The 24,420-nt window shown below is 32.9% G+C and carries 21 protein-coding genes, 1 pseudogene and 1 riboswitch; of the genes and pseudogenes, 16 read left to right on the forward strand and 6 right to left on the reverse strand.

Features of this window, described 5'->3' with window-relative positions; genetic code table 11:
- The first annotated feature begins 80 nt into the window (after positions 1–80).
- The gene (locus LN736_RS11375; protein ID WP_179977367.1) at positions 81–518 is read left to right on the forward strand and encodes a bacteriohemerythrin; all 438 of its coding nucleotides are present in this window, start codon (positions 81–83) and stop codon (positions 516–518) included.
- A gap of 4 nt (positions 519–522) precedes the next feature.
- A complete protein-coding gene (locus tag LN736_RS11380) occupies positions 523–2,349 on the forward strand; it encodes a MutS-related protein (RefSeq protein ID WP_229981561.1) in 1,827 nt (608 codons plus the stop codon).
- Positions 2,350–2,377: 28 nt separating this feature from the next.
- On the opposite strand, the gene rbr is transcribed toward LN736_RS11380, so the two are convergent.
- A complete protein-coding gene (gene rbr / locus LN736_RS11385) occupies positions 2,378–2,965 on the reverse strand; it encodes a rubrerythrin (protein WP_150358993.1) in 588 nt (195 codons plus the stop codon).
- 197 nt (positions 2,966–3,162) lie between these two features.
- A riboswitch (Lysine riboswitch) is annotated at positions 3,163–3,340 on the forward strand.
- A 120-nt stretch (positions 3,341–3,460) separates the two neighbouring features.
- Here rbr and LN736_RS11390 point away from each other — a divergent pair.
- On the forward strand, positions 3,461–4,933 hold the full coding sequence (locus LN736_RS11390; RefSeq protein WP_150358045.1) for an amino acid permease: 1,473 nt from the start codon (positions 3,461–3,463) through the stop codon (positions 4,931–4,933).
- 97 nt (positions 4,934–5,030) lie between these two features.
- Here LN736_RS11390 and feoB (LN736_RS11395) read toward each other — a convergent pair whose 3' ends face one another.
- Together feoB (LN736_RS11395) and LN736_RS11400 are read right to left on the reverse strand one after the other, a co-directional pair.
- A complete protein-coding gene (gene feoB, locus LN736_RS11395; protein WP_150358046.1) occupies positions 5,031–7,154 on the reverse strand; it encodes a ferrous iron transport protein B in 2,124 nt (707 codons plus the stop codon).
- Positions 7,138–7,392, reverse strand: a complete 255-nt coding sequence (locus LN736_RS11400; RefSeq protein WP_150358047.1) for a FeoA family protein — start codon at positions 7,390–7,392, stop codon at positions 7,138–7,140. Before LN736_RS11400 ends, feoB (LN736_RS11395) begins: the two co-directional genes overlap by 17 nt.
- Positions 7,393–7,858: 466 nt before the next feature.
- On the opposite strand from LN736_RS11400, the pseudogene LN736_RS19215 reads away from it, so the two are divergent.
- The 8 genes and pseudogenes from LN736_RS19215 (at position 7,859) to LN736_RS11440 (ending at position 16,561) form a co-directional block, all read left to right on the forward strand.
- Positions 7,859–8,967, forward strand: a pseudogene (locus LN736_RS19215) (ABC transporter ATP-binding protein).
- Positions 8,964–9,863 carry an ABC transporter permease gene (locus LN736_RS11410; protein ID WP_326839083.1) on the forward strand — a complete coding sequence of 300 codons (900 nt, stop codon included), beginning with the start codon at positions 8,964–8,966 and terminating at the stop codon, positions 9,861–9,863. The pseudogene LN736_RS19215 and the gene LN736_RS11410 overlap by 4 nt, the downstream one beginning before the upstream one ends.
- A complete protein-coding gene (locus tag LN736_RS11415) occupies positions 9,863–10,651 on the forward strand; it encodes an ABC transporter permease (protein WP_150358049.1) in 789 nt (262 codons plus the stop codon). Before LN736_RS11410 ends, LN736_RS11415 begins: the two co-directional genes overlap by 1 nt.
- Before the next feature lie 62 nt (positions 10,652–10,713).
- The gene (locus tag LN736_RS11420; protein WP_150358050.1) at positions 10,714–11,793 is read left to right on the forward strand and encodes a polyamine ABC transporter substrate-binding protein; all 1,080 of its coding nucleotides are present in this window, start codon (positions 10,714–10,716) and stop codon (positions 11,791–11,793) included.
- Between the two features lie 45 nt (positions 11,794–11,838).
- Positions 11,839–13,209, forward strand: a complete 1,371-nt coding sequence (locus LN736_RS11425; protein WP_229981562.1) for an N-acyl-D-amino-acid deacylase family protein — start codon at positions 11,839–11,841, stop codon at positions 13,207–13,209.
- Positions 13,210–13,256: 47 nt separating this feature from the next.
- Positions 13,257–14,243: a UDP-glucose 4-epimerase GalE gene (galE, locus tag LN736_RS11430; protein WP_229981563.1), complete on the forward strand. Its 987-nt coding sequence runs from the start codon at positions 13,257–13,259 to the stop codon at positions 14,241–14,243.
- 94 nt (positions 14,244–14,337) lie between these two features.
- Entirely contained in the window at positions 14,338–16,035 is a 1,698-nt protein-coding gene (argS, locus tag LN736_RS11435) for an arginine--tRNA ligase (RefSeq protein WP_229981564.1), read from the forward strand.
- 145 nt (positions 16,036–16,180) lie between these two features.
- Positions 16,181–16,561 (forward strand): CBS domain-containing protein, encoded by a 381-nt coding sequence (locus tag LN736_RS11440; protein ID WP_150358054.1) that lies wholly within the window; start codon positions 16,181–16,183, stop codon positions 16,559–16,561.
- A 10-nt stretch (positions 16,562–16,571) separates the two neighbouring features.
- On the opposite strand, the gene LN736_RS11445 is transcribed toward LN736_RS11440, so the two are convergent.
- The 3 genes from LN736_RS11445 to LN736_RS11455 are packed head-to-tail and all read right to left on the reverse strand — an operon-like array spanning position 16,572 to position 18,790.
- Positions 16,572–16,724: a FeoB-associated Cys-rich membrane protein gene (locus LN736_RS11445; RefSeq protein WP_207708013.1), complete on the reverse strand. Its 153-nt coding sequence runs from the start codon at positions 16,722–16,724 to the stop codon at positions 16,572–16,574.
- Between the two features lie 17 nt (positions 16,725–16,741).
- The gene (gene feoB / locus LN736_RS11450) at positions 16,742–18,508 is read right to left on the reverse strand and encodes a ferrous iron transport protein B (RefSeq protein WP_150358055.1); all 1,767 of its coding nucleotides are present in this window, start codon (positions 18,506–18,508) and stop codon (positions 16,742–16,744) included.
- Between the two features lie 48 nt (positions 18,509–18,556).
- Positions 18,557–18,790: a FeoA family protein gene (locus tag LN736_RS11455; protein WP_150358056.1), complete on the reverse strand. Its 234-nt coding sequence runs from the start codon at positions 18,788–18,790 to the stop codon at positions 18,557–18,559.
- 212 nt (positions 18,791–19,002) lie between these two features.
- On the opposite strand from LN736_RS11455, the gene LN736_RS11460 reads away from it, so the two are divergent.
- The 5 genes from LN736_RS11460 (at position 19,003) to larA (ending at position 24,386) form a co-directional block, all read left to right on the forward strand.
- On the forward strand, positions 19,003–19,728 hold the full coding sequence (locus LN736_RS11460; RefSeq protein ID WP_150358057.1) for an HAD-IB family hydrolase: 726 nt from the start codon (positions 19,003–19,005) through the stop codon (positions 19,726–19,728).
- A 70-nt stretch (positions 19,729–19,798) separates the two neighbouring features.
- Positions 19,799–20,452: a ribonuclease H-like domain-containing protein gene (locus LN736_RS11465; RefSeq protein ID WP_229981565.1), complete on the forward strand. Its 654-nt coding sequence runs from the start codon at positions 19,799–19,801 to the stop codon at positions 20,450–20,452.
- 78 nt (positions 20,453–20,530) lie between these two features.
- Positions 20,531–21,229, forward strand: coding sequence for a FadR/GntR family transcriptional regulator (locus tag LN736_RS11470; RefSeq protein ID WP_179978279.1), 699 nt, complete (start codon positions 20,531–20,533; stop codon positions 21,227–21,229).
- A 303-nt stretch (positions 21,230–21,532) separates the two neighbouring features.
- Positions 21,533–23,059, forward strand: coding sequence for an L-lactate permease (locus LN736_RS11475; RefSeq protein ID WP_150358764.1), 1,527 nt, complete (start codon positions 21,533–21,535; stop codon positions 23,057–23,059).
- Between the two features lie 52 nt (positions 23,060–23,111).
- The gene (larA, locus tag LN736_RS11480) at positions 23,112–24,386 is read left to right on the forward strand and encodes a nickel-dependent lactate racemase (protein WP_150358765.1); all 1,275 of its coding nucleotides are present in this window, start codon (positions 23,112–23,114) and stop codon (positions 24,384–24,386) included.
- Positions 24,387–24,420 lie beyond the last annotated feature (34 nt).

Raw genomic sequence — 24,420 nt, forward strand, 5'->3', positions numbered from 1 at the left:
TAAGGAATATATTAATTTTCAAATATATTTTTAGGACAAACCATATAAGGTGTTAATTTTTAAAGGGGGCAAACTTGTAGATGTTTGATTGGAAAGATGAATACAGTTGTGGGATTAAAAGAATAGATGATGAGCATAAAAAGTTATTTGAAATAGGAAATTCCATCTATGAACTAGCCACGAATAAAAATCGTGTGGATTATTTTGATGAAATATTAAATTCGATTGATGATCTGAAAGAATATACAGTTTATCATTTTGAAGATGAAGAAAAAATAATGGACATGTATGAGTATCCAGGATATAGAGAACAGAAAAAAGTACATGATAAATTTATTGAAAAAATTCAAAATGTGGATTTAGAAGAAATTGATGAAAATCAACAGGAGGCAGTGTTAAAGCTGCTGGATTTTGTATATAACTGGATAACAAATCATATAATAGGTATGGATTTGAAGATTAAAGATTATTTTGAAAGTTTGAAGCTAAATGGAACTGTAAAAAAGAAAGAGAGGTAATGGTTTGAACTGCATACAAAAAATTTATTCCAGAAGAAAAGAACATTATTATAAACTTATAAGAAGGCAGAAAAATAACGCCTTATACATAAGCAAATTGAGGTTTGCAATATTCCTATCGGGAATGTTCTGCTCTATATTTTTTTATGCAAAAAAATTTTATTATATGAGTTTTAGTTTCTTACTGGCTTTTCTTATACTATTTATATTTGTCATAAAAATTCATTGTAAATTAAAAGAAAATGTGAACTTCACAGAAAAGTTATGGAGAATAAATGACAATTCTTTAAATAGAGTTGAGGGGAATTGGAATAAGTTCAGCAAAACAGGTCAGGAGTTTAAAGACAAAAATCACAGTTATTCAGAAGATCTGGATTTATTTGGAGAAGGTTCACTGTTTCAATGGATGAACTGCTGTAAAACCTATTTTGGAGAAAAAAAACTAAAGGATGTTCTATCAGGAAATATTGGAAGTAAACAGAATATAATAAGCAGGCAGAAAGCAGTGATGGAATTAAAGCACAAGTTAAAATGGAGACAGCATTTTGAAGCAGAAGCTTCTTTTATAGAAAATGGTGGAAAAAATATTTTAAAAATAGAGAAAATATTGGAAACGGAAAATCCATTTTATGAAAAAAGATATATGATAATTTTGTTTAAGACATTGCCTGTTATAACTATAGCGCTCTTGATTATGAGTTTTGTATTCCATCTATTTGGAAATTATGTAGGTTATACAGCAGTTATAATACAGATAACTTTGCTTATACCTGGAATGAAAAACAGATTTAATATTTTAGATGGCGTATCTGAGATTAAAAATAGTATAATGGTATACGATAAAGTTATATATATGATATCCAGAGAAAAATTCCAGTGCACATATTTAAATTCTTTAAAAGAAATACTTTATAAAAAAGGGGAAACATCAATTGATGCTGGAAGAGAATTGCGGAATTTAAATAAGATTTCAGAGAATGTATCCCAGAGAAAAAATATTTTATACATCTTGATAAACATTTTTTTATTATGGGATTATCAATGCACATTTGCCTTTGAAAAATGGAGAGTAAAAAATGGCAGGTCAATTTATAATTGGATTGAAGCAGTAAGTCAATTTGAAATGCTGAACAGTCTTGCTCTCATAGCTTTTGAGCATCCGTATTGGACAATTCCTGAAATTTTAGATACCCCGCTTGTGTTTAATGCAAAATCCATGGCACATCCTCTTCTTGGAGACAGAGCTGTGTGTAATGATTTGACTTTAAAAAAGCCTTCTAATATAGTGTTGATTACAGGGTCAAATATGTCAGGGAAGAGCACGCTCCTGAGAACTGCAGGTGTAAATTTAGTATTGGCATATGCAGGGGCCCCAGTTCGTGCAAAAAAATTTAGCTGTTCTATAATGAACATTTACACTTGTATGAGAATAAGTGATAATTTAGAAGAAAATATATCTTCTTTTTATGGAGAAATACTCAGAATAAAAGGGATTGTAGAGGCCTGCGGCAGAGGTGAACAGGTATTTTTCCTTTTGGATGAAATATTCAAGGGAACTAATTCCATTGATAGGCATTTAGGAGCCAAAATTTTGATAAAAAATTTAGAGAATGGAAAGACCTGTGGAATGGTATCGACACATGATTTAGAATTAGCTGAAATGGAAGAGGAAAGTGGCGGTAAAATAAAAAACTATCATTTTAAGGAATATTATGAAGATGGAAAAATCAAATTTGATTACAAACTCAGAACTGGAGTTTCAACTACTAGAAATGCACTTTATTTAATGAAAATGGCAGGTATAGATATAGGGGAATCACCTAAGCAGTGATTCCCCTATATCTAATATTAATTAAGTATTAAAATTCTTCTACAAATAACTGAAAATATGCTTTAGGATGTGCACATGAAGGGCAGAACTCAGGAGCAGATGTACCTTCATAAATATATCCACAGTTGCTGCAGATCCACTTACATGGTTTATCTTTTTTGAATACAGTACCATTTTCTACATTTTTGAGCAGTGCTAGATATCTTTCTTCATGGTGCTTTTCAACCTCTGCTATTTTTCTAAAAACAGTCGCTATAGCATGAAATCCTTCTTTATCAGCTGTATCAGCAAAGGAAGGATACAACTTAGACCATTCTTCATTTTCTCCAGCAGCAGCTGCTTTTAAAATAGTCTTAGTATCACCTAATGCAACTGGATAAGACGCATTATTTATTTCCACAGCTTCGCAATGCAGATCTGCATCTAAGAATTTAAAAAATCTTTTAGCGTGTTCCCTTTCATTTCCAGCAGTTTCTAAAAATATATTGGAAATTTGAACATACCCTTCTTTTTTTGCAGCAGATGCATAATAAGTGTATCTGTTTCTTGCCTGAGATTCTCCTGCAAAAGCTTTCATTAAATTTTCAGCAGTTTTTGTACCTTTTAACGATGCCATAAAAATTACCTCCTGATAAATAATATAATTTAATATTTTGTTCTATATAATATAATATATTAATTTGATTATATATTCAATGCAATTTTAGTAAAATAACTGGAAAAAGGAAAAATATAGCTTATTGCAAAACAAAAATTATTAAAATGTATTGACTAAATTTCATTTTTAGTTCATAATATTTAATATAAGTGAATAACTGGGGTAGAGGTGCGAAATTTAAGAGTAAAGTTGCGGAGTTAAGCGCATTGAAACAACTTAAAAGGAAATTTCGCCGAAGTGTTTAGCTAATGCTTTAATGCTGAACAACTGGGCTTGTATAAAATATGTACAAGACTGTCACAATATTTTAATTTGTGGAGAGCTATCATTCATTACGGAATTAATATTTTTATGTTTAATTGCCTTGAGTGTACTCTCAAGGTATTTTTTATTATAGGCTCATCTTGGTTAATTCACTTATGGGAATTTAAAACCCATAGGGAGGAATAAAAAATGCAAAATGTAAATGCAGTAGAACAACTAAAGGACAAAAGTAATTATAAGCTGAAAAGAGGACTTAAAGCGAGACATTTAAATATGATTGCCATGGGTGGAGCCATTGGAACAGGCATATTTTTGGCACTTGGTGCTACTATTAAACAAGCTGGTCCCGGAGGAGCACTAGTAGCCTACGGATGTATAGGAGTTATGGTATATTTCCTAATGACCAGTTTGGGAGAAATGGCCACATATATGCCTGATTCAGGTTCTTTCGGCACTTATGCTACCAAGTTCGTAGATCCAGCTTTAGGCTTCGCATTGGGTTGGAACTACTGGTATAATTGGGCTATAACTGTAGCAGCAGAAATGGTAGCGGGAGCTCTTATAATGCAGTATTGGTTTCCAAATATACCTGCTATTATATGGAGTATATGTTTCTTGACTTTGATTGTTGGGCTTAACCTATTATCTGCCAGGGCTTATGGTGAATCGGAATTCTGGTTTGCAGGAATCAAAGTATTGACAGTTATTGTATTCTTAATAGTCGGCATAGCAACTATCTGGGGCATATTTAACGGAAAACCTGTAGGGCTGAAGAATTTTACTATAGGAGAAGCTCCATTTGTTGGTGGATTTAAATCTATATTTTTGGTATTTTTAATTGCAGGTTTTTCATTCCAAGGTACAGAACTTGTAGGTATAGCAGCAGGAGAAAGTGAGGATCCAGAAAAAAACATACCAAGAGCAATAAACACTATATTTTGGAGAATACTTTTATTTTATATAGGTACTATATTTGTAGTAGGAGCTTTAATTCCATACATGAATGCAGGCGTGAATACAAGTCCTTTTACCATGGTGTTTGAAAGGGCAGGAGTAGCAGGAGCAGCTTCCCTTATGAATGCAATCATATTGACTTCCGTATTATCTGCAGGAAATTCTGGAATGTATGCTTCTACCCGAATGTTATATTCTATGGCAAAGGATAAAAAAGCTCCAGCATGGTTGGCGAAAGTCAATTCAAGAGGAGTTCCTGTAAATTCATTAATACTTACTACTATAGTGGCATCTGCATGTTTTCTCACGGGACTTTATGCTGAATCTACAGTTTATGTATGGCTTGTGGCAGCTTCAGGACTGGCAGGATTTGTGGCCTGGCTTGGAATAGCACTTTGCCACTATCGTTTCAGAAAAGCCTATACGGTACAAAAACGTGATTTCAGTAAATTGAAATATAAAGCTAAATTGTTCCCTTTGGGACCAATAATAGCTCTTGCATTGTGTATTGTAGTTATATTAGGGCAGGGAATTACTTATTTTGGAGCCGATAAAATAGACTGGAGCGGAGTGATTTCCTCTTATATAGGCCTTCCTCTATTTGCAGGATTGTGGTTGTGGTATAAGAAAAAATATCATACCTCCACAATAAAATTAGAAGAAGTTGATTTTGACAGCATTGAAAAGGATATGAAATATTTGAAATAAAAGTTAAAAGTTCAAATGTCAGAGTTCAAATCTGGTGGATTTTCGCCATAAGCTGAAAATTATCACTATTTGATACCCGATATTTGAACTTTTATATTTAAACACAGAGAGTATGAATTCCCCTATAAATCAAAGTAGTGCACAAACATACTGCAAAGGCGGTTATCAATGGAATAAATGCTGAAAGTACCGTCCATTTTAAGCTTTTTGTCTCTTTTTTTATAGTAAGAAGTGTAGTTGCACAGGGCCAGTGAAGTAAACTGAACAGCATGATATTTATAGCTGTAAGATATGTCCAGCCATGGTTTAAAAAAATCTGTTTTAAAGACAAGATGCTTTCAACATCAACCATTGTATTTGTGGATAAATACAACATAAGCAGGATAGGGAGTACTATTTCGTTTGCAGGTAAACCAAGCAGGAAGGCCACCAATATACATCCGTCCATACCTATGAGTTTTCCCAGCGGATCTAGAAACATAACTACATGATTTATTATATTGATGTCTCCAATGTATATATTGGAGAGTATCCATATAACTGCTCCTGCCGGAGCTGCTACAATTACTGCTCTCCAGAGTACAAATATGGTTCTGTCTATTATGGAAGTGTATATTACCCGTCCAACTTGAGGTCTTCTATAGGGAGGAAGTTCAAGTGTGAAGGTGGACGAAACACCTTTTAGTAAGGTTTTGGATAATAAATAAGATATAGATAATGTTACACATATGCCAAATAGTATTATGAGAGTTATAATTACCGCAGGTATTATTTTAGAAAAATTGGCACTTGAGGCAAAGAACAAAGAAGATATTATTATCAGTGTAGGAAATCTTCCATTACAGGGGACAAAGTTATTCGTTACAGTAGCTATAAGTTTTTCCCTTGGAGAGTCTATTATTCTGCAGCCTATTACTCCTGCGGCATTACACCCAAGTCCCATACACATGGTGAGACATTGTTTTCCATGGGCACAGGCTTTTTTAAAAAGATGATCCAGGTTAAAGGCAACTCTGGGTAGATACCCAATATCTTCTAGCAAAGTGAATAGGGGAAAAAATATGGCCATAGGAGGCAGCATTACAGATATAACCCAGGCTAGAGTTCTATAAACCCCTAAAATCAACATACCATATAGCCATTTGGGAACATTTAATTCAATAAACCATTTGGCAAGTACATCTTCGAATCCAAATAGTATTTTGGATAGGATATCAGAAGGTATATTTGCCCCCTTTATGGTTATCCATAAAATTCCACATAACATCAGCAGCATGAGTGGTATTCCATATTTTTTTGAAGTTATTATGAGATCAGGATTGATTTTTTTAACAGCTTTTTTACCTGTTCTTTTTCTTTTAATATAATTTAATTTTATAAATTCAGCTAGCTTATAATTCTGTTCCGTTATATAATCCCTTATGGCTTCTCTATCTGTATTTTTGCATAATTCGTCTACAGATTTTTTAGTGTAATATAGGGCATCTTTGTCAAGATACTTTGACATAGAATCGAGAAAGTTCTCATTTCCATCCATAAGCCTTATAGAAAGCCACCGGGGGTTTATATTCAAAAATCTTTTTTCTACCATTTTTTTTATCTTATCTACTGTATTCTCTATGTTTTTATAGGTTACAGGATTATAGTTCAATTTTATTTTATTTAACGCAATATCATATATACTTTCTTTTAACTCATCTATACCTATATTGTTTCTGGCAGAAGACATGATTACTGGTATTCCCAGCTTTTTTTCTATAGCTTTGCCATCTATTATTATACCTTTTTTTTCTGCCTCATCTATCAAATTTATACACAGTACTACGTTGCAGTTAACTTCCATTATCTGAAATACCAGATTTAAATTTCGCTCTAAACAGGTAGCATCTGTGATTACAGCTATGACATCGGGGTTCCCAAAGCATATAAAATCTCTTGCTACAGTTTCTTCAGTAGAAGATGCGAATATAGAATAAGTACCTGGTAAATCAACAATTAAAAAATCTTCATCTTTGTATTTGTAACTTCCACGGGCATTTACTACAGTTTTACCAGGCCAATTACCAGTGTGCTGGTGAAGACCTGTAAGAGAATTAAATATAGTGCTTTTACCTGTATTGGGATTCCCAGCTAATGCTACTACGAAAGTTTTTTCTTTAGCTTGAATATTGAAGGTATCTTTAAGCGATTTGCTTCTTGTGGATTCAAAAGTTAATCCCATATTTATTCTCCTTTATCTGCTGTATTGCTATCAAAGAGGCTTCTTCTTTTCTAAGAGCAATTAAAGTATCTCTAATTTTATATAAAGTCAGATTATCACCAGGTCCTTTTAATATCACCTCTATCAAGGTCCCCTTGGTAATGCCAAGTGCCATCATTCTTTCCCTAAGTAGATTTTTTGAGAAGAGCTGTTTTACCATTACTGTTTTGCCTACATTCACATGACAAAGTTTTTCCACATTAATTCCTCCTTCCCAGGGCTCGTAAAAATATAAGATTATTTCCCTAGGCTAAAAATATTAGTCTAGATTAAAACTCGATTCAATATTAATTTATGAAATATAAAAATAAACGTGATTATAATCTTTTATAAATTTTATATACATACTAAAATGAACATATCTCAGCAAATGTAATTGACTTAAAAGTATTAATGTGCTATTATTACTCTGTAATTTAAATTTGAGTAAAGCACTAGGAATTGATATTGAAAATACAATATATCAAGGAAAATTTTAAAGTCTGTAAAAAAATTTTGATATGATAACAGGGTGAGTAGAGACTGCAGGAGTAAGCTTCTGCCTCTGTAATGGAGGCGGAGGCTTTTTAATATATATTTTACACTAATTACATATTAATTACTTATAATAATATAATAATGAAAAAAACTTTTAATAGTTATATTATAATCTGGAGGTGAAAAAATTGGATACTATACTTAAACTAGTCAACCTAGTAAAAGTTTTTAATAATCAGGAAGTAATAAAGAATATTTCTATGGATATTAAAAGGAGCGAATTTTTAACTATTCTTGGCCCCAGCGGCTGTGGCAAGACTACTACTCTCAGGATGATTGCCGGGCTTGAAAAACCTACTAGCGGAAATATATTATTAGATGGTCAGCATATAGAAGATAAGGAACCCTATGAGCTCAATGTAAATACTGTTTTTCAAAATTATGCTCTTTTTCCTCATATGAATGTCTACAAAAATATAGCTTATGGCTTGAAAATCAAAAAGATCCCAAGATCAGAGATAAAAAAGCGTGTGACTAAAATGCTGGAACTTGTACAACTTAATAGTTATGAAAAGAGGATGCCAGATCAATTGAGCGGAGGACAAAAACAAAGAGTAGCAATTGCAAGAGCACTTATAAATAACCCCAAAATATTGCTTTTGGACGAACCCTTAGGTGCATTGGATTTCAGACTTAGAAAAAAATGCAAAGTGAATTAAAATCTCTCCAGCAAAAATTAGGAATAACTTTTATCTATGTAACTCATGATCAGGAAGAAGCTCTTTATATATCCGATAGGATAGTCGTAATGAATGCTGGAGCTATAGAACAGCTAGGTGACCCTAAAGATATATATGAAAGACCAAAAAGCAAGTTTGTGGCTAGCTTTATAGGTGAGTCAAATTTGTTTGATTCAACTGTAGAAGAAATTTTGGGAAACAAAGTTCTGTTGAGAACAAAAAATTCACAAATACTTGTAAATAATAAGTCACTGAAAATAGGAGATAAAGTTTGTATACTTATTAGACCTGAAAATATAAAATACTCTCTAACAAGTATTGAACATTTTAATCTCAAAGCTGTAGTAAGGGAAAATGTATATTTGGGATCCAACATAAAAACCATTTTTGTACTGGAAGATGGAAGAAAGGTAATTTCAGTTAATTATAATAAAGATCTTAAGATTCCAGAAATGAATGAACATGTTTGGATATATTGGGATCCAGAGGATGCAGTGATAATAAATTGTGAAAATGACAATAAATCAGATCGGGGAAAAAAGGTGATGGTGAGTTGAGCAGTAGAAGTGAAACATCGGTGGTAAAAAATACAGTTAAAAGACGAATTCCGAATTTTGAAAAGAGTTTTTTTATACTTCCCATTTCCGGGTGGATGATATTTTTTATGGCAGTGCCAATTCTATATATAATTTTTATAAGTTTTCTTCAGAGAGGGATAAATGGGGGAATTGACGTTATATTCTCTTTAGAAAATTATAAGAGAATTTTTTCTCCACTTTATCTCAGAATTTTTCTTGACTCTGTTTCCATTGCATTTACAACCACTTTATGTACACTGTTCCTGGGATATCCCTTTGCCTATTTAGTGGCAAAAATACCAAAAAGATTTCGCATATTGGCCGTAATGTTGATAATTATTCCTTTTTGGACAAATTCCCTTATAAGAACTTATGCATGGATGATACTTATGAGTACAGGGGGACTTATAAACAATGTACTTATTAAAATGGGACTTATAAGTGAACCTCTGAAAATGCTCTACACATATGGTGCAGTGCTTGTAGGAATGATATATGCCCTTTTTCCATTTATGGTACTTCCTCTCTATACTTCCATAGAAAAAATTGAAGGGATCTTCATTGATGCAGCTAAAGATCTTGGGGCAAATCCTCTTAAGGCTTTTTTAACGGTAACTTTGCCTCTTACTATGCCTGGAATAATTGCAGGATGCATACTGGTTTTCATACCTTCTTTGGGGCTGTTCTATATATGTGATCTCATGGGTGGAAGCAAGGTTATGCTTATAGGGAATCTTATTAAAAACCAATTTTTAGTTTCAAGAGATTGGCCTTTTGGAGCAGCTGTATCCATAATTATGATGATTGCTATTTTGGTTATTATAGGTATAAGTATAAAATTGCTTGGAAAGAAAATTGACTTGGAGGTTTTCTGATGAAGACTAAATTTTTTAGGCAAATTTCCAATATATATATTGGAATGATATTTATATATTTATATTTACCTATATTTATAGTCGTAGTTTATTCCTTTAATAAATCAATGGCAGGGACTGAATGGATGGGATTTACTATGGACTGGTATAGGAAGTTATTTAAGGATTTAAATGTCATAATTGCATTCAAGAACAGTTTAACCATAGCAATTGTAAGCACTGTAATTTCCTCTATAATAGGTACAATAGGAGCTGTTGGACTATATAAGTATAATTTTAAAGGGAAGAATTTAGTGGAAGGGCTTTTAGACATAACTATTGTTATCCCCGAAGTCATAATGGGTATTGCTCTGCTCATGTATTTTTCTCAGATGAGATTTCCTCTTGGAATAGGTACTTTAGTTTTATCTCACACTACTTTTAGTATACCTTTTGTATTTATTGTAGTAAAATCAAGATTGGCCGGATTTGACTCCAGTATCGAAGATGCTGCAATGGATCTCGGGGCAAGTAGATTTAAAGTATTTACAAGTATTATCCTTCCACTTATATTACCTGGTATATTATCAGGAGCTATGATTGCTTTTGTTTTGTCTTTTGATGATGTAATTATAAATTTTTTTGTATCTGGTCCAGAAAGTACTACTTTACCTATAAAAATATTTTCCATGCTTAGATTTGGATTATCACCAGAAATCAACGCACTTTGTACTTTGATGCTTTTAATTACGTTTGGAATTCTAATTATGGTACAATTTATTAAAACAATGGGAACAAAGAAAGTGTGAAAATAGAAGTAGCTATAAATGAATTATATTGCGATTAATATAGAATCAAGGAGGAATGTATAATGAAAAAAAATCCGTTTAAAATATTAATTTTAGGGATAACAAGTGTCTGTTTTATCTTTGCTTTATCTGCCTGTAGCATTCAAAGTAAACCTACATCCGACAATAGTGAAAAAGTGGTAAATCTATTTACCTGGGCCAATTATGTGCCTGATTCAGTAGTAAATGAGTTTGAAAAACAAACTGGAATAAAAGTAAATTACAGCAATTTTTCTACCAACGAGGAAATGCTTGCAAAACTTCAGGCCTCCAGAGGCTCTGAGTATGATGTAGTAATATGCAGCGACTATATTATTGAGGTTATGGGGAAACAAAAAAATATTTTGATGCAGCCTATAGATAAAGCAAAAATACCTAATTATAAAAATGTGGATCCACAGTTTTTGAATCAGGTTTATGACAAGGGGAATAAATACTCCATGCCTTACACCCTTGGAAGTCAGATGATTGTATATAATTCCGAAAAAGTAAATTTCCCAATAAGAGGTTATAAAGATCTATGGAATCCTGCACTTAAGAATTCATTGGTTCTCGTGGATGATCCAAGAATAGTGTTGGGAATGACACTAAAAAAACTAGGTTACTCCATGAATGAAACGGATTCTAAAAAATTGGATCAGGCTAAACAGGATTTACTTAAATTAAAGCCCAATGTAAAAGTACTTGATGCAGATACTCCCCATAACAGCCTTATAAATGGCGATACCACAGTAGGATTCATGTATGGTTCTCAAGCATCGGCAGCAGTTAAAGCAAATCCTAAATTTAAGATAGTATACCCTGAAGAGGGAATGAATGCTGAAGAGGATAATTTTATTATACCGATAAAAGCCCCTCACAAAGAAAATGCAGAAAAATTTATAAACTTTATGCTGGATGGTAAAATAAGCAATGAAGCTACTACTGCAAATGAATATGTAAATACAAATAAAGCTGCTAAAAAATATATGTCAAAGGAGTATTTAAACAACAGGGCGGTATTTATACCTGATTCAGAATTAAAGAGAGCTGAGAGATTCAGAGATGTGGGAAGTGCTACAAAAACGTATGATTTAATATGGTCTGAATTCAAACAAAGATAAAGAGGATTTTAAGCATAGAAAATATTTTGAAAGGAGGTTAGCTTTATGGATATCTATGATGTAGTTATAAAAAATGCCCAAGTGGCAGATCCAGAACAGGAGGTTATGTTTAAAGCCAATATAGCACTGCTGAATGGCAAAATAGCTGCAATTACCAGTGAGGATATAAGAGGAAAAGTAGAAATAGATGCTAAAGGGTGCACAGTAAGTCCTGGATTTATAGATATTCATGCCCATATTGATGGAAATATTAACTGTGGAGAACTGTCTTTAGTTCAAGGAATTACCACTACAGTAGGGGGCAACTGCGGCGGTGGGCCATTGAATTTAGATAAATTTTTTTACAGGCAAAACAAAAATGGTTTCTTAATAAATCAACTTCAATTCATAGGACATTCATTTAGTTTGAGATGCAGTGTGGGAATTACCAATCCATATATTGGAGCTACTGAGAACGAAATAAGAAAAATGAAAACTATCTTAGAAAAAGAATTTTACAACGGTGCAGTGGGGCTGTCCTTTGGCCTTGAGTATGCTCCAGGATCTTCTTTTGAAGAAGTTATAGCCTTGAGCAAAGTAGCTTCAAAGCATAAAAAATTAATTTCTATCCATACAAGACTTAGAGCCCCCAATGATTTAGATTCTCTTAGAGAAGCTGTTAGAATTTCCGAGATTACTGGAGCCTTAGTACAGGTATCTCACCTTGTATATCAATATGGAACAGGGGTCATGACAGAAGCACTTGATATCATCGATCGTGCAAGGGATAGAGGAGTGAATATATGGGCGGACAGCGGTATGTATACTTCTTTTGCTACAGGTATATGTACCAGTGTTTTTGATGAAAATCACATCAAAAAATTCGGTTGGAAGCTGAGTGATTTGTTTATTGCATCTGGAAGTTTAAAAGGGCATTGCCTTACGCGGGATTTGTATAAAAAACTGAGAAATAAAAAGGAAAATGCAGTGATAATCTGCAGTACTGGAATTGAGAATGAGATCTACGAGGCACTTTTAAAGGACTATATAGTACCTTCCTCGGATTCAGGAGCCAGCCCTACAGGCAATATGGGAGAGGGGCATCCACAAAATGCGGGTACTTTTCCACGATTTTTTAGAAAGATGGTGAGGGAAAAAAATTACATTTCACCTATTGAAGCCATTAAAAAATGTACTCTGATACCTGCACGTATATTAGGGCTTAAAAATAAAGGCAGAATGGCTGTAGGATATGATGGCGATCTTGTTGTATTTGACCTAAATACTATTTGTGATAAATCTAGATTTTTAGGAAAGGGTAAACCTGATACCTATCCCGAGGGAATTCATTATGTTATTGTAAATGGACAGATAGTATTTGAAAATGGCAGGATCAAAAAAGGAGTTTTACCTGGAAGGGCAATTGAAATGAACTAAATTTAGTTATAAAATATATATTATTATGTATTTTAGGAGGTTTTATAATGCCAATTCTAGTTTGCGGCGGAGCAGGATATATAGGCAGCCATATGGTTGCAAGACTGCTTGAGGAAGGAAAAAAAGTTGTAGTGTTGGATAATTTTGAAAAAGGACATAGGAATTCCATTTTAGGCGGAAAAGTCTATGAGGGTGATTTAAGGGAAGAAAATTCATTAGAGAAAGTTTTTAAAGAAAATGAAATTGAAGCGGTAATAGATTTTGCAGCCTATTCCCTTGTGGGAGAAAGTGTAGATAAACCTATTAAGTACTTTCAGAATAACATGGGAGGTACTTTAAATCTTATAAAGGCCATGAAAAAATATGGAGTAAAATATATAGTATTTTCTTCAACGGCAGCTGTATATGGAGAGCCTAAAAGTATTCCTATTTTAGAAAATGCACATACTAGTCCTACAAATCCTTATGGTGAATCTAAGCTCACAGTAGAAAAAATATTAAAGTGGAGCGATAGAGCCTATGGAATAAAATATGCTGCACTTAGATATTTTAATGCTGCAGGGGCACATGTAAATGGACTTATTGGAGAGGATCACAGGCCGGAATCCCACTTAATTCCAATAATACTTCAAGTGGCCTTGAAAAAAAGAGATAGAATATTCATATTTGGAGATGATTATGATACAGAGGATGGAACTTGTATAAGAGATTACGTACATGTCGCTGATTTGGCAGATGCCCATCTCCTGGCACTGAAGAAAATTATGAATTATGACGAAAGCAAAATATACAATCTTGGAAATGGAAAGGGATTTTCTGTAAAAGAAGTAATTGAAATTTCAAGACAGGTAACTGGTGAGAAAATAAAGGCTGAAGTTTCTCCAAGAAGAGCAGGAGATCCTGCAGTTCTGGTGGCTTCTTCTAAAAAAGCCATGGAAGAACTTGGCTGGAATCCAAAATACAATTCCATTGAAAAAATTATTGAAACCGCATGGAATTGGCACAAAAAGCATCCTCATGGCTATGAAAAATAATTAAAATACATAAATTTGGAATCGAGATCAAGAAATGTAGATTGTGAAAGGAGTTGAAAAGTGTTAAATAGGCTGACGTTTATTTAGCAAAAGTATGGATTATAAGGAACTGGTAGCAGAAAAAATTCAAAAAAACATAAATGCGGATTTGCAATTGGATTTTATAGAGGGATTGATAGAAATACCTCCAAGACCTGAAATGGGAGATTATGCATTTCCATGTTTTCAATTGGCAAAGGCTCTGAAAAAAGCACCTAATATAATTGCACAGGAACTAAAGGATAAAATAGGAAAAGACTATTTTGAAAAAATTGAAAATAAAGGAGCTTATTTAAATTTTTTTGTAGATAGAAATATATTTATAAAAAATGTGATAACCAAAATATTAGAGCAGAAAGATAAATATGGAAGTTCATCTATAGGTAAAGATAGTAATATAGTTGTGGAATATTCCTCTCCCAATATTGCAAAACCCTTTCATGTAGGTCACCTTTTTAGTACTGCCATAGGAAATTCTCTCTATAAGATGATGAGTTTTGAAGGCTATAATTGCACTAGAATAAATCATCTTGGAGATTGGGGGACTCAATTTGGAAAACTCATAGTTGCATATAAAAAGTGGTGTAATGAAGATGAACTTCATAAAAATCCAATAAAGGAGCTTTTAAGGATATACGTAAAATTTCACAAAGAGGCAGAAAAAGATCCTGAGCTTAATGAAGAAGGCAGATTGCATTTCAAGAGACTTGAGAACGGATGCAGAGAGGAAGTTGAGCTCTGGAAAAAATTCAAGGAATTAAGCCTTAGGGAATTTAAAAAAGTATATGATCTATTGGGAGTGGAGTTTGATTCCTGCGCAGGTGAAAGCTTCTATACAGATAAAATGGATGCAGTTATAGATGAAATAGATAAAAAAGGACTTCTTGTAGAGAGCAACGGAGCAAAAGTAGTTATGCTGGATAAATATAACATGCCTCCTTGCATTGTGAAAAAGTCAGATGGCGCCACTATATACGCTACAAGAGATTTGGCTGCAGCTATATACAGAAAAAAGACTTACAATTTTTCTAAATGCATATATGTGGTTGGAATGGATCAATCCCTTCATTTCAGACAGGTATTTACTACACTTAAATTAATGGGAAAAGATTGGGCGGATTCATGTGTGCACGCGGGTTTTGGATTAGTCAGATTTGCAGATAAAAAGCTTTCTACCAGAAAAGGCGACGTGATATTCCTAGAGGATCTTTTAAATAGATCAGTACAGAGGACTCTTGAAATAATAGATGAAAAGAATCCCAAACTGGAAAATAAGCTTCAGGTGGCTCAAAAAGTGGGAATAGGTGCTGTAATATTTACTTATTTAAAGAATAACAGAGAGAGGGATATAGTATTCGACTGGAACGAAATGCTGAACTTTGAGGGTGAAACCGGACCTTACGTTCAATACAGTTATGCCAGAGGGAAGAGTATACTCAGAAAGGCAGAATACATTGACAGTCAGGCAGATTATAGCAAATTAAACAGCAAAGAGGAATTTGAACTCGTAAAATTTCTAAACAATTTTAGGGATTCTATATTAAATGCTATAAATAAATTAGAACCTTTTATGGTTACCAGATATGTAATAGATGTGGCAAAAGCTTTTAATAAATTCTATAATGCACACAGCATTTTAAATGCAGAAGACGAAGCTATAAAATTTGCTAGATTGCAGCTTGTAAAGGCAACCTGCCACGTAATAAAAAATGGACTGAATTTGCTTGGGATTGATGTAGTTGAAGAAATGTAGTATCCGGGTATAAGTAGGTCTTGTAGGTATTTCGTTATTAACCTGCCTTCCGTACCACAGAACATTTATTTGTGAACCCATGTGGTGATTATATTAACTTTTTTAATTTATTAAGATGTTGTATAATAAAAGGGGAGGTGGGTATATGACAGTAAAAGAAATAATGCGTTCTCATATTATAAAGCTAAAGAAAAAAGATAGCCTTTGTAAAGCTTTAAAAATGATGGACAATCACAATGTAAACGGTGCACCAGTAGTGGATGAAGACGGAGAACTAGTAGGAATGATAGTAAAGGCTGATATATATAGATTTCTCATGGAAGAGGGACATTATGATACTTGTCCAGTAGATTGGGCCATGACAAAGAATGTAGTCACTGCTTATAGTGATGAGGACATTTTTACTGTAGCAAAAAGATTGAGAGAAAAAAACATAATAGCTATTCCCGTAGTTGATGATAAAAATATAGTAAAAGGAATCGTATCCATTGAAGATATATTGGATTATGCATTAAAAAAGTCCTAATTATATGCAATCAAGACTTTTTTTTCTTAATATTATGATATGGGCAATTTGTGGTAGAACAGCAATCACATTTGCCCCTTGATTTAATTTTAAGGTTTTTATACAGTAGATAACCTGCTACTATTACTATTACAGCTGTTATTGTAATTTCTATAAATATCATATGAGATATCCTCCTAATTAGCTAAATATTAAAGTAGCTATTCTAAATACCAGGAAAGAGCCTATCCAGGCAATTACAAGTTGATATGCTACAGAAAAAACGGCCATTTTGTTTCCATATTCTTTTTTCATGGTTGCTATTGTAGATATACAGGGAGTATAGAGCAGTACAAAAACTAAAAATGAATAGGCGGAAATAGCTGTAAAATGATTTGGCAATACAGCAGTTAAATTTCCACTGTACACAATTCCCATGGTACTCAGTACAATTTCCTTAGCCATAATTCCCGTTATGAGAGCTACTGAACTCTGCCAATTTCCAAATCCCATAGGTGCAAATATAGGACTTATAAAATTACCAATTGAAGATAAAATGCTCTTATCCATATCTACCATGCCAGATAAATTGAAATTAGACAGGAACCATATCAGAACAGACATTGAAAATATTATTGTACCAGCTTTCCTCAAAAAGCCTTTAGCTTTTTCCCAGGTATGCAGTAATAAGCTTTTAAGTTCAGGAATGTTGTATTCTGGAAGTTCTATTATAAAAGGTTCTTCATCTTTTTTAAATATAGTACTTTTAAAAAGAATTCCTATTAAAAAAGCTACTGAAATTCCCAAAATATATAGTGAAAAAACTACAGTGGTCTTATAATTTACAAAAAAAGCAGATGCAAAAAGTGAATATATTGGAAGCCTGGCATTACAGGACATGAAAGGTACTAACAGTGCTGTCAATTTTCTGTCTTTTTCACTTTCCAGGGTTTTAGAGGACATAATAGCTGGAACTGAACATCCAAACCCAACTATAAGTGGAATAAATGCTTTTCCAGATAACCCCATCTTTCTCATAAGCTTATCCATTATAAAAGCTCCCCGTGCCATATATCCGCTGTCTTCTAAAAAGGATACTCCTAAAAACAAACAAAATATAACTGGGAAAAATACAATTACAGATCCTACCCCAGCTAAAATACCATCAACTAAAAATGAACTAAACCACGGACTGGTTGATGAAAGCAATATTTTTAAATGTGAAGTTAAGAAACCATCTACAAAATCACCAAGAGCATCTGCCATAGGCTGTCCTACCCAGCTAAAGGTGAATTTAAAAATTAATATAAGTGCTAATAAAAATATGGGATAGGCCCACAGCCTATTCAAAACTATCTTGTCTATTTTTTCAGTAATAGAAGTTATATCTTTTTTTACCTTTGTCAAACAATTCTTTAGGACTTCATTTATATAATGATAAGCTTCACTTTCGTCTTTGAAATCAAATTTATCATCGTTTTGCGGTTGTTTAAAATCACCGTTCTTTAAAATTTCAAGAAGCTTATCTATTCCCTTACCTTTAGTTGCTATAATTGGAACTACAGTTACTTCCAGTTCATTAGATAATGTCGAAAAATTTATCTTAAAACCCTTTGATTCAGCTACATCTAGCATATTTAATACCAATATAATGGGCTTGTTAAATTGCTTTAGTTGAGTAGTAAGATATAGATTCCTATTTAAATTAGAGGAATCTACAATATTTATTATAACATCCGGGTTACCCTTCAATAAAAATTCTTTTGATACTTTTTCTTCATTGGAATAAGTATCCATAGCATATATACCAGGCAAATCCACCACTTTTATAGAATTATCTATATAACCTTCCTTTTTTTCTACAGTTACTCCAGGCCAGTTACCTACATATTGATTGGAACCAGTTAAATGATTGAATAAAGAAGTTTTGCCTACATTTGGATTTCCCAATAAAGCTGCCACAATCATAATAATCCTCCCGCCTCACATATATCGTCGATATTTATATCTTAACTATTACAATTTACTTAAACTGCTTATTGATATATTTTTTGCATCTCTTTTACGTATTGCCAGATTGAAGCCTCTTAAATTTATAACTATGGGATCTCCCAAAGGAGCAGATGTTTTTACCAGTATTTCGGTACCTTCTATACATCCAAGCGCTAGAAGTCTTTTAACTAATCTTTTATCTCCACTTAAATTTTTTATAAATCCCTTCTCACCGGGCTTTAAATCGCAAATGCTCATAATAACTCACCTCGACAGGTAATTTATAAATAATGAAAATCATTATCATTATTTGATTTTATAATATCATATTTAGAATGTACTGTCAATAAATCAAAATATATTTTTATTTTTAATATTTTATCTAAAGACTTGTAAAACTAATGTACATATATGTGCTAAAATAATATTATAAAATAGAATTCTTTTATTAAAGAGGAGAAATAACAAATATGAACACTGCAGCTTTTTTTGATATTGATGGTACTTTATACAGAGAAGGACTTATAACAGAGGTTTTTAAAAAATTAGTCAAATATGAGATAATACCTGCTGAAAGATGGTATAAAGAAGTCAAGCCAGAGTATGATAGATGGGATAAGAGGAAGGGAAATTATGATAACTATCTTTTAAAAATGGCAGATATATATATTGAGGCTATAAGGGGGCTTCATAGATCCCAGGTAGAATTTATAGCTAAAAATGTAGTATCACAAAAGGGAGATAGAGTATATTCTTATACTAGAAATAGAATAAAATGGCATAAAGAAAAAGGGCATAAAATATTAACTATATCTGGAAGCCCTGTAGAACTAGTGAGAGAAATGGCTATTAAACATGAATTTGATGATTATGTGGGTGCTGTATATATCAGGGATAAAAATGAGGTATATACAGGAGAAGTTATTCCCATGTGGGATAGTGAAAGCAAGAAAAACTCCATAAATATGCTCGTAAAAAAATATAATATAGATTTAGATAAAAGTTATGCTTATGGAGATACCTCAGGAGATTTTTCAATGATGAAAATGGTGAAAAATCCTGTATGTGTGAACCCAACAAGGGAACTTGTAAAGGAAATATTGGATGATTCAGAATTGTGCAAGAAGGCACATATAATAGTTGAGAGAAAAGATATGATATATAAATTAAAGGCAGAAGATGTAAATTATATATGAGTTATAATACAACTGAATATGAATAAATTTAAAATTGTGTACTTTAAAATAGTTAGAAAAGAGTGGTAAAGTGATAGAAAGAATTAATGATATTTGTGTAGAAAAACCATCTATTGAGAATTCATTAAAAGTAGGTGACAATGAATGTATTATTAAGGATGCTGTTTTTTTTGATTTAGAACATTATATATACAAAAAACCCATATGTATAGGTGTATTTGGTTCTTGTTTTTATGATTATAAAAATGAAAGTTTAAAAGTAACTCAATATATGATAGAAAATAAAAAAGATGTAAAATCTATACTTAAATTGTCAAAACAATATTTTAAGGCCATGATTGAAAAAGGCAAAAGATATATAGTTACTTTTTCAGGAAATAATGATTTTACTGTTATAAACTATCTCTTCAAAAAATATAACTTGGAGTTTAACATACAGGATTATTTTACGAGTATAGATTTACAGAAGCAATATGAAAATAAAATCCATAAATCTATAGGATTGAAAGCATTGGAAAAAGAATTCGGAATTACTAGAGAAAATGGAGTTATAAGCGGATCAAATCTGGCTAAAACTTTTAGTAAAATAGTAAAAGACAGTGAATATATAAATAGAATGCCAAATATTAAAAAGCAAAAAATATTGCTTTATAACGAACAGGATGTGGTAAGTCTATTTGATATATACACCAAATGGAATGACGTGTTTATAAATTCTATATAAAGTACTTTAAAAAAAATATCAAATATTGTAATATTAATATATAGATATCATATATATTATAAAGAGGTGACTAAGTTGATTTTTACTCCTATAAAGAATACAAAGGTATATGAACAAGTAATAGAACAAATTGAAAATATGATTATAGATGGGACTTTAAAGAAAGGAGATAAACTTCCTTCTGAAAGAGAGTTAGTGGAACATCTTCAAGTGAGCAGAACTTCCATAAGAGAGGCATTAAGAGCTCTGCAGGTTATGGGACTCATAGAAAGTAGACAAGGTGAGGGCAATTTTATAAAACAAAGTTTTGAGAATAGTTTGTTTGAGCCTCTCTCGGTGATGTTTATGCTTCAAGGGGGGAATCCAGAAGAAATAATAGAGGTAAGAAAACTTTTAGAAGTGGAAACCGTTTCTCGGGCTGCTGTAAAAATAAATGAGGAACAGCTGAAAAATTTAAAAAAATTGTCGGATGCTTTTAAAACTTCTAAAGATGAGAATAATAATGTAAAATTTGACAAACAATTTCATTATGAAATTGCACAAGCTGCTGGAAATTTTTTAATAATAAATATTTTAAATGCTATGTCTTCTTTAATGGACTCTTTCCTAAAGGATGCCAGAAGAAAAATACTGGTAAATAAAGAAAATTTAAAAATTCTCGCTGAACAGCACGGTAGAATATATGAGGCCCTTAGACTACATGACGCAAAAATGGCTTCGGATGAAATGAATAAACATTTAGCATTTACCAATATGTACATTAAAAAGAACATGTAAAAATTTTTTGGATATACAGTTTACCTTAAAATAAGGCAAAATTTTTTTATATATAATAGTTAATAAATTAACTATTATATATAATTTTTTTACTTGTTGAGAGAAAAATTATATGTTTAAGTATGTAAACGTTGTATAAATAGTAGGGTTTAAATGTTAATTGTAAAATTACTTACTGTTAATAAAATAACAATTGTAGAAAAATTGAGACAAATGTGATATTATATTTCATAAGTGGTAGTACCATAGTACCATAGCATGTAGTACCACATGTTTTATATATTTTAGGGGGAGGGAATAATATTGAATGTTTACTTACTTTTTTTCATAGCACTAATACCAATAGTATGGCTTATGGTTTCATTAAGTGCTTTAAAAATGCCAGGTCATAAAACTTGTCCTTTTACATTGGTTGTAACTATACTGTTGGCAGTACTAGTATGGAAAATGCCAGTGTTAAATGCAGCCACTGCAACCTTAGAGGGGTTTGCTCTTGCCGCATGGCCTATTTTAATTGTAATAATAGCAGCTGTGTTCACCTATAATCTTACCGTTTACACCAAGAGTATGGATGTAATCAAGAAGATGATGACAGGTATAACAACAGATAAGAGAATACTGGTACTTATCCTGGCCTGGGCTTTTGGCGGATTTATGGAAGCTATAGCGGGATTTGGAACTGCAGTTGCCATACCTGCAAGTATACTGGCTGGCCTTGGATTTAACCCACTTTTTGCAGCTATTATATGTCTTATTGCAAATACAACTCCCACCGCTTTTGGAGCTATAGGAATTCCTGTAACAACTCTTGCAAAGGTTGCCAACATTGATGTAACGCAGCTCAGCTATGCAGTAGGTCTCCAATTGGCAATATTGATTGTAATCGTACCCGTTGTACTTGTAATGTTAACAGGTAAAAGCGTAAAGGCAATAAAGGGCTTTTGGGGAATATCCCTTGCATCCGGTATTTCTTTCGCAGTTCCAGAAGTATTGGCGGCAAAATACTTAGGTGCAGAACTTCCTGCAATACTAGGATCAGTAGTCTGTATGATAGTTACAATAGCTGTAGCTAAGATATTTTATAAGAATACTGCTGATGAAAAAGCTGAAAAGGTTTCCTTCAAACAAGGAGTATTGGCCTGGCTGCCTTTTATATTAGTCTTTATATTTGTAATATTGAGCAGTGCATTGTTCCCAACTATAAACAAGGCACTTTCTGCGGTGAAGACATCAGTACCTATTTATACTGGAGAGGGAGCGTCACCTTATGTATTTAATTGGATATCAACTCCAGGTACACTTATCATAATAGCGACTTTTATAGGAGGACTTATTCAAGGTGCTAAGTTTGGTGAAATAACAAAGGTTCTAGGCAACACCTTTAAACAAATGGCCAAATCATCTATTACCATAATTGCCATAGTAGCACTGGCAAAAGTAATGGGATACAGTGGAATGATAAAATCAATATCAGTTGTTTTAGTAGCAGCTACAGGAAGTTTTTACCCGCTGATTGCTCCTATAATAGGTGCACTTGGAACCTTCGTAACAGGGAGCGATACGTCGGCCAATGTATTGTTTGGAGGCCTTCAGGTAGAAGTCGCAAGATCTCTGCACCTGAATGAATTCTGGCTTGCTGCAGCAAACACGGGAGGAGCTACTGCAGGAAAGATGATATCACCTCAAAGTATAGCAGTTGCCACAGCAGCTACAGGACTTGCGGGACAAGAGGGAAAAATATTGAATGCCACTTTGAAGTTTTGTATAGTATACGTAATCATATTGGGCATTATTGCCTACTTTGCGGGACCTTTATTGGGATTTAGATAATTCTGATTTCACCTGATTTTACTAAATTCAAATATTAGAAAGGATGATTGATATGGCATTGATAAAGCTGCCTTATAACAAAAAAACTTTAGAAATTGAAATAGATGACAAGAATCTGTCGGCTGTACTTGAATCAAAGGCAGGGAAGTACAAGACGAAACTCACTGAATCTGAAATAGTTGAAAATGCACTCGATAACCCAATAGGATCTCCTAAACTGGAAGAGCTAGTTAAGGATAAAAAAAATATGGTCATTATAAGTAGTGATCATACAAGACCTGTTCCAAGCAAAATCATAATGCCCATACTTTTAAAAAGAATAAGAGCAGTCAACCCTAAAATCGACATAAAAATTCTAATTGCCACAGGTTTTCACAGACCTACAACAAAAGAGGAGCTTATAGGTAAGTTTGGTGAAGAGATAGTCCAAAATGAAAATATAATAGTACATGATTCCCGTGACAGCAGCAGTTTAGTTAAAATAGGAACATTACCCTCAGGAGGAGAACTTATAATAAACAAGGCAGCAGTGGAAACCGAACTTTTGATTGCAGAGGGTTTTATAGAATCACATTTCTTTGCAGGATTTTCAGGAGGCAGAAAAAGCATACTTCCCGGTATAGCTTCTACTAAAACAATTATGGCCAATCACTGTTCGGAGTTTATAGCAAGTCCTTATGCCAGAACAGGAAAGCTGAAAGGCAATCCAATTCATAAGGACATGCTTTACGCTGCTGAAAAGGCAAAATTGGCCTTTATAATAAATGTAGTTATAGATGGGAATAAAAAGATAATAAATGCATTCACAGGTCACAGTAAATTGGCTCATGAAGAAGGTTGTAAATTTGTACTTGAGTTGTCTAAAGTGAATGCAGTTGAATCAGATATTGCCATTTCTACAAATGGAGGTTATCCACTTGATCAAAATTTGTACCAATCAGTTAAGGGAATGACTGCAGCAGAGGCAACCTGCAGGAAAGGCGGAGTAATAATAATGGTAGCTGCCTGCAATGATGGGCACGGTGGTGAAGGCTTTTACAAGAGTTTGTCAGAAGTAAAATCACCTGAGGAATTTTTGGAAAAAGTTTCAAAGGTTTCAAGAGGAGAAACAGTACCTGATCAGTGGGAATCTCAGATACTTGCCAGAATACTCAGTAAATGTACTGTTATCATGGTTACCGATATGTGTGATCCTCAAATTATAAAGAATATGCACATGCAACATGCATATACTATTGAGGAAGCTCTCAATAAAGCTTATGAAATTGCTGGAAAAGATGCAAAAGTAGCTGTTATACCAGATGGAGTTGCCGTAATTGTAAGTTAAATAATAAAATGTTTTTAAATTTATATAAATTTTG

The sequence above is a fragment of the Clostridium aromativorans genome, from assembly GCF_020908015.1.
Taxonomy (GTDB): Bacteria; Bacillota; Clostridia; order Clostridiales; family Clostridiaceae; genus Clostridium_B; species Clostridium_B aromativorans.

Excerpts from the sequence above, each read along its gene's own strand:
- LN736_RS11460 (WP_150358057.1), top strand. The coding sequence starts at position 19,003 with ATGAACACTGCAGCTTTTTTTGATATTGATGGTACTTTATACAGAGAA.
- feoB (WP_150358046.1), bottom strand. The coding sequence starts at position 7,154 with ATGGGATTAACTTTTGAATCCACAAGAAGCAAATCGCTTAAAGATACC.
- LN736_RS11445 (WP_207708013.1), bottom strand. The coding sequence starts at position 16,724 with ATGATATTTATAGAAATTACAATAACAGCTGTAATAGTAATAGTAGCA.
- rbr (WP_150358993.1), bottom strand. The coding sequence starts at position 2,965 with ATGGCATCGTTAAAAGGTACAAAAACTGCTGAAAATTTAATGAAAGCT.
- LN736_RS11420 (WP_150358050.1), top strand. The coding sequence starts at position 10,714 with ATGAAAAAAAATCCGTTTAAAATATTAATTTTAGGGATAACAAGTGTC.
- argS (WP_229981564.1), top strand. The coding sequence starts at position 14,338 with ATGGATTATAAGGAACTGGTAGCAGAAAAAATTCAAAAAAACATAAAT.
- feoB (WP_150358055.1), bottom strand. The coding sequence starts at position 18,508 with ATGATTGTGGCAGCTTTATTGGGAAATCCAAATGTAGGCAAAACTTCT.
- LN736_RS11455 (WP_150358056.1), bottom strand. The coding sequence starts at position 18,790 with ATGAGCATTTGCGATTTAAAGCCCGGTGAGAAGGGATTTATAAAAAAT.
- larA (WP_150358765.1), top strand. The coding sequence starts at position 23,112 with ATGGCATTGATAAAGCTGCCTTATAACAAAAAAACTTTAGAAATTGAA.
- LN736_RS11415 (WP_150358049.1), top strand. The coding sequence starts at position 9,863 with ATGAAGACTAAATTTTTTAGGCAAATTTCCAATATATATATTGGAATG.
- LN736_RS11375 (WP_179977367.1), top strand. The coding sequence starts at position 81 with ATGTTTGATTGGAAAGATGAATACAGTTGTGGGATTAAAAGAATAGAT.
- LN736_RS11425 (WP_229981562.1), top strand. The coding sequence starts at position 11,839 with ATGGATATCTATGATGTAGTTATAAAAAATGCCCAAGTGGCAGATCCA.
- LN736_RS11440 (WP_150358054.1), top strand. The coding sequence starts at position 16,181 with ATGACAGTAAAAGAAATAATGCGTTCTCATATTATAAAGCTAAAGAAA.
- LN736_RS11390 (WP_150358045.1), top strand. The coding sequence starts at position 3,461 with ATGCAAAATGTAAATGCAGTAGAACAACTAAAGGACAAAAGTAATTAT.
- galE (WP_229981563.1), top strand. The coding sequence starts at position 13,257 with ATGCCAATTCTAGTTTGCGGCGGAGCAGGATATATAGGCAGCCATATG.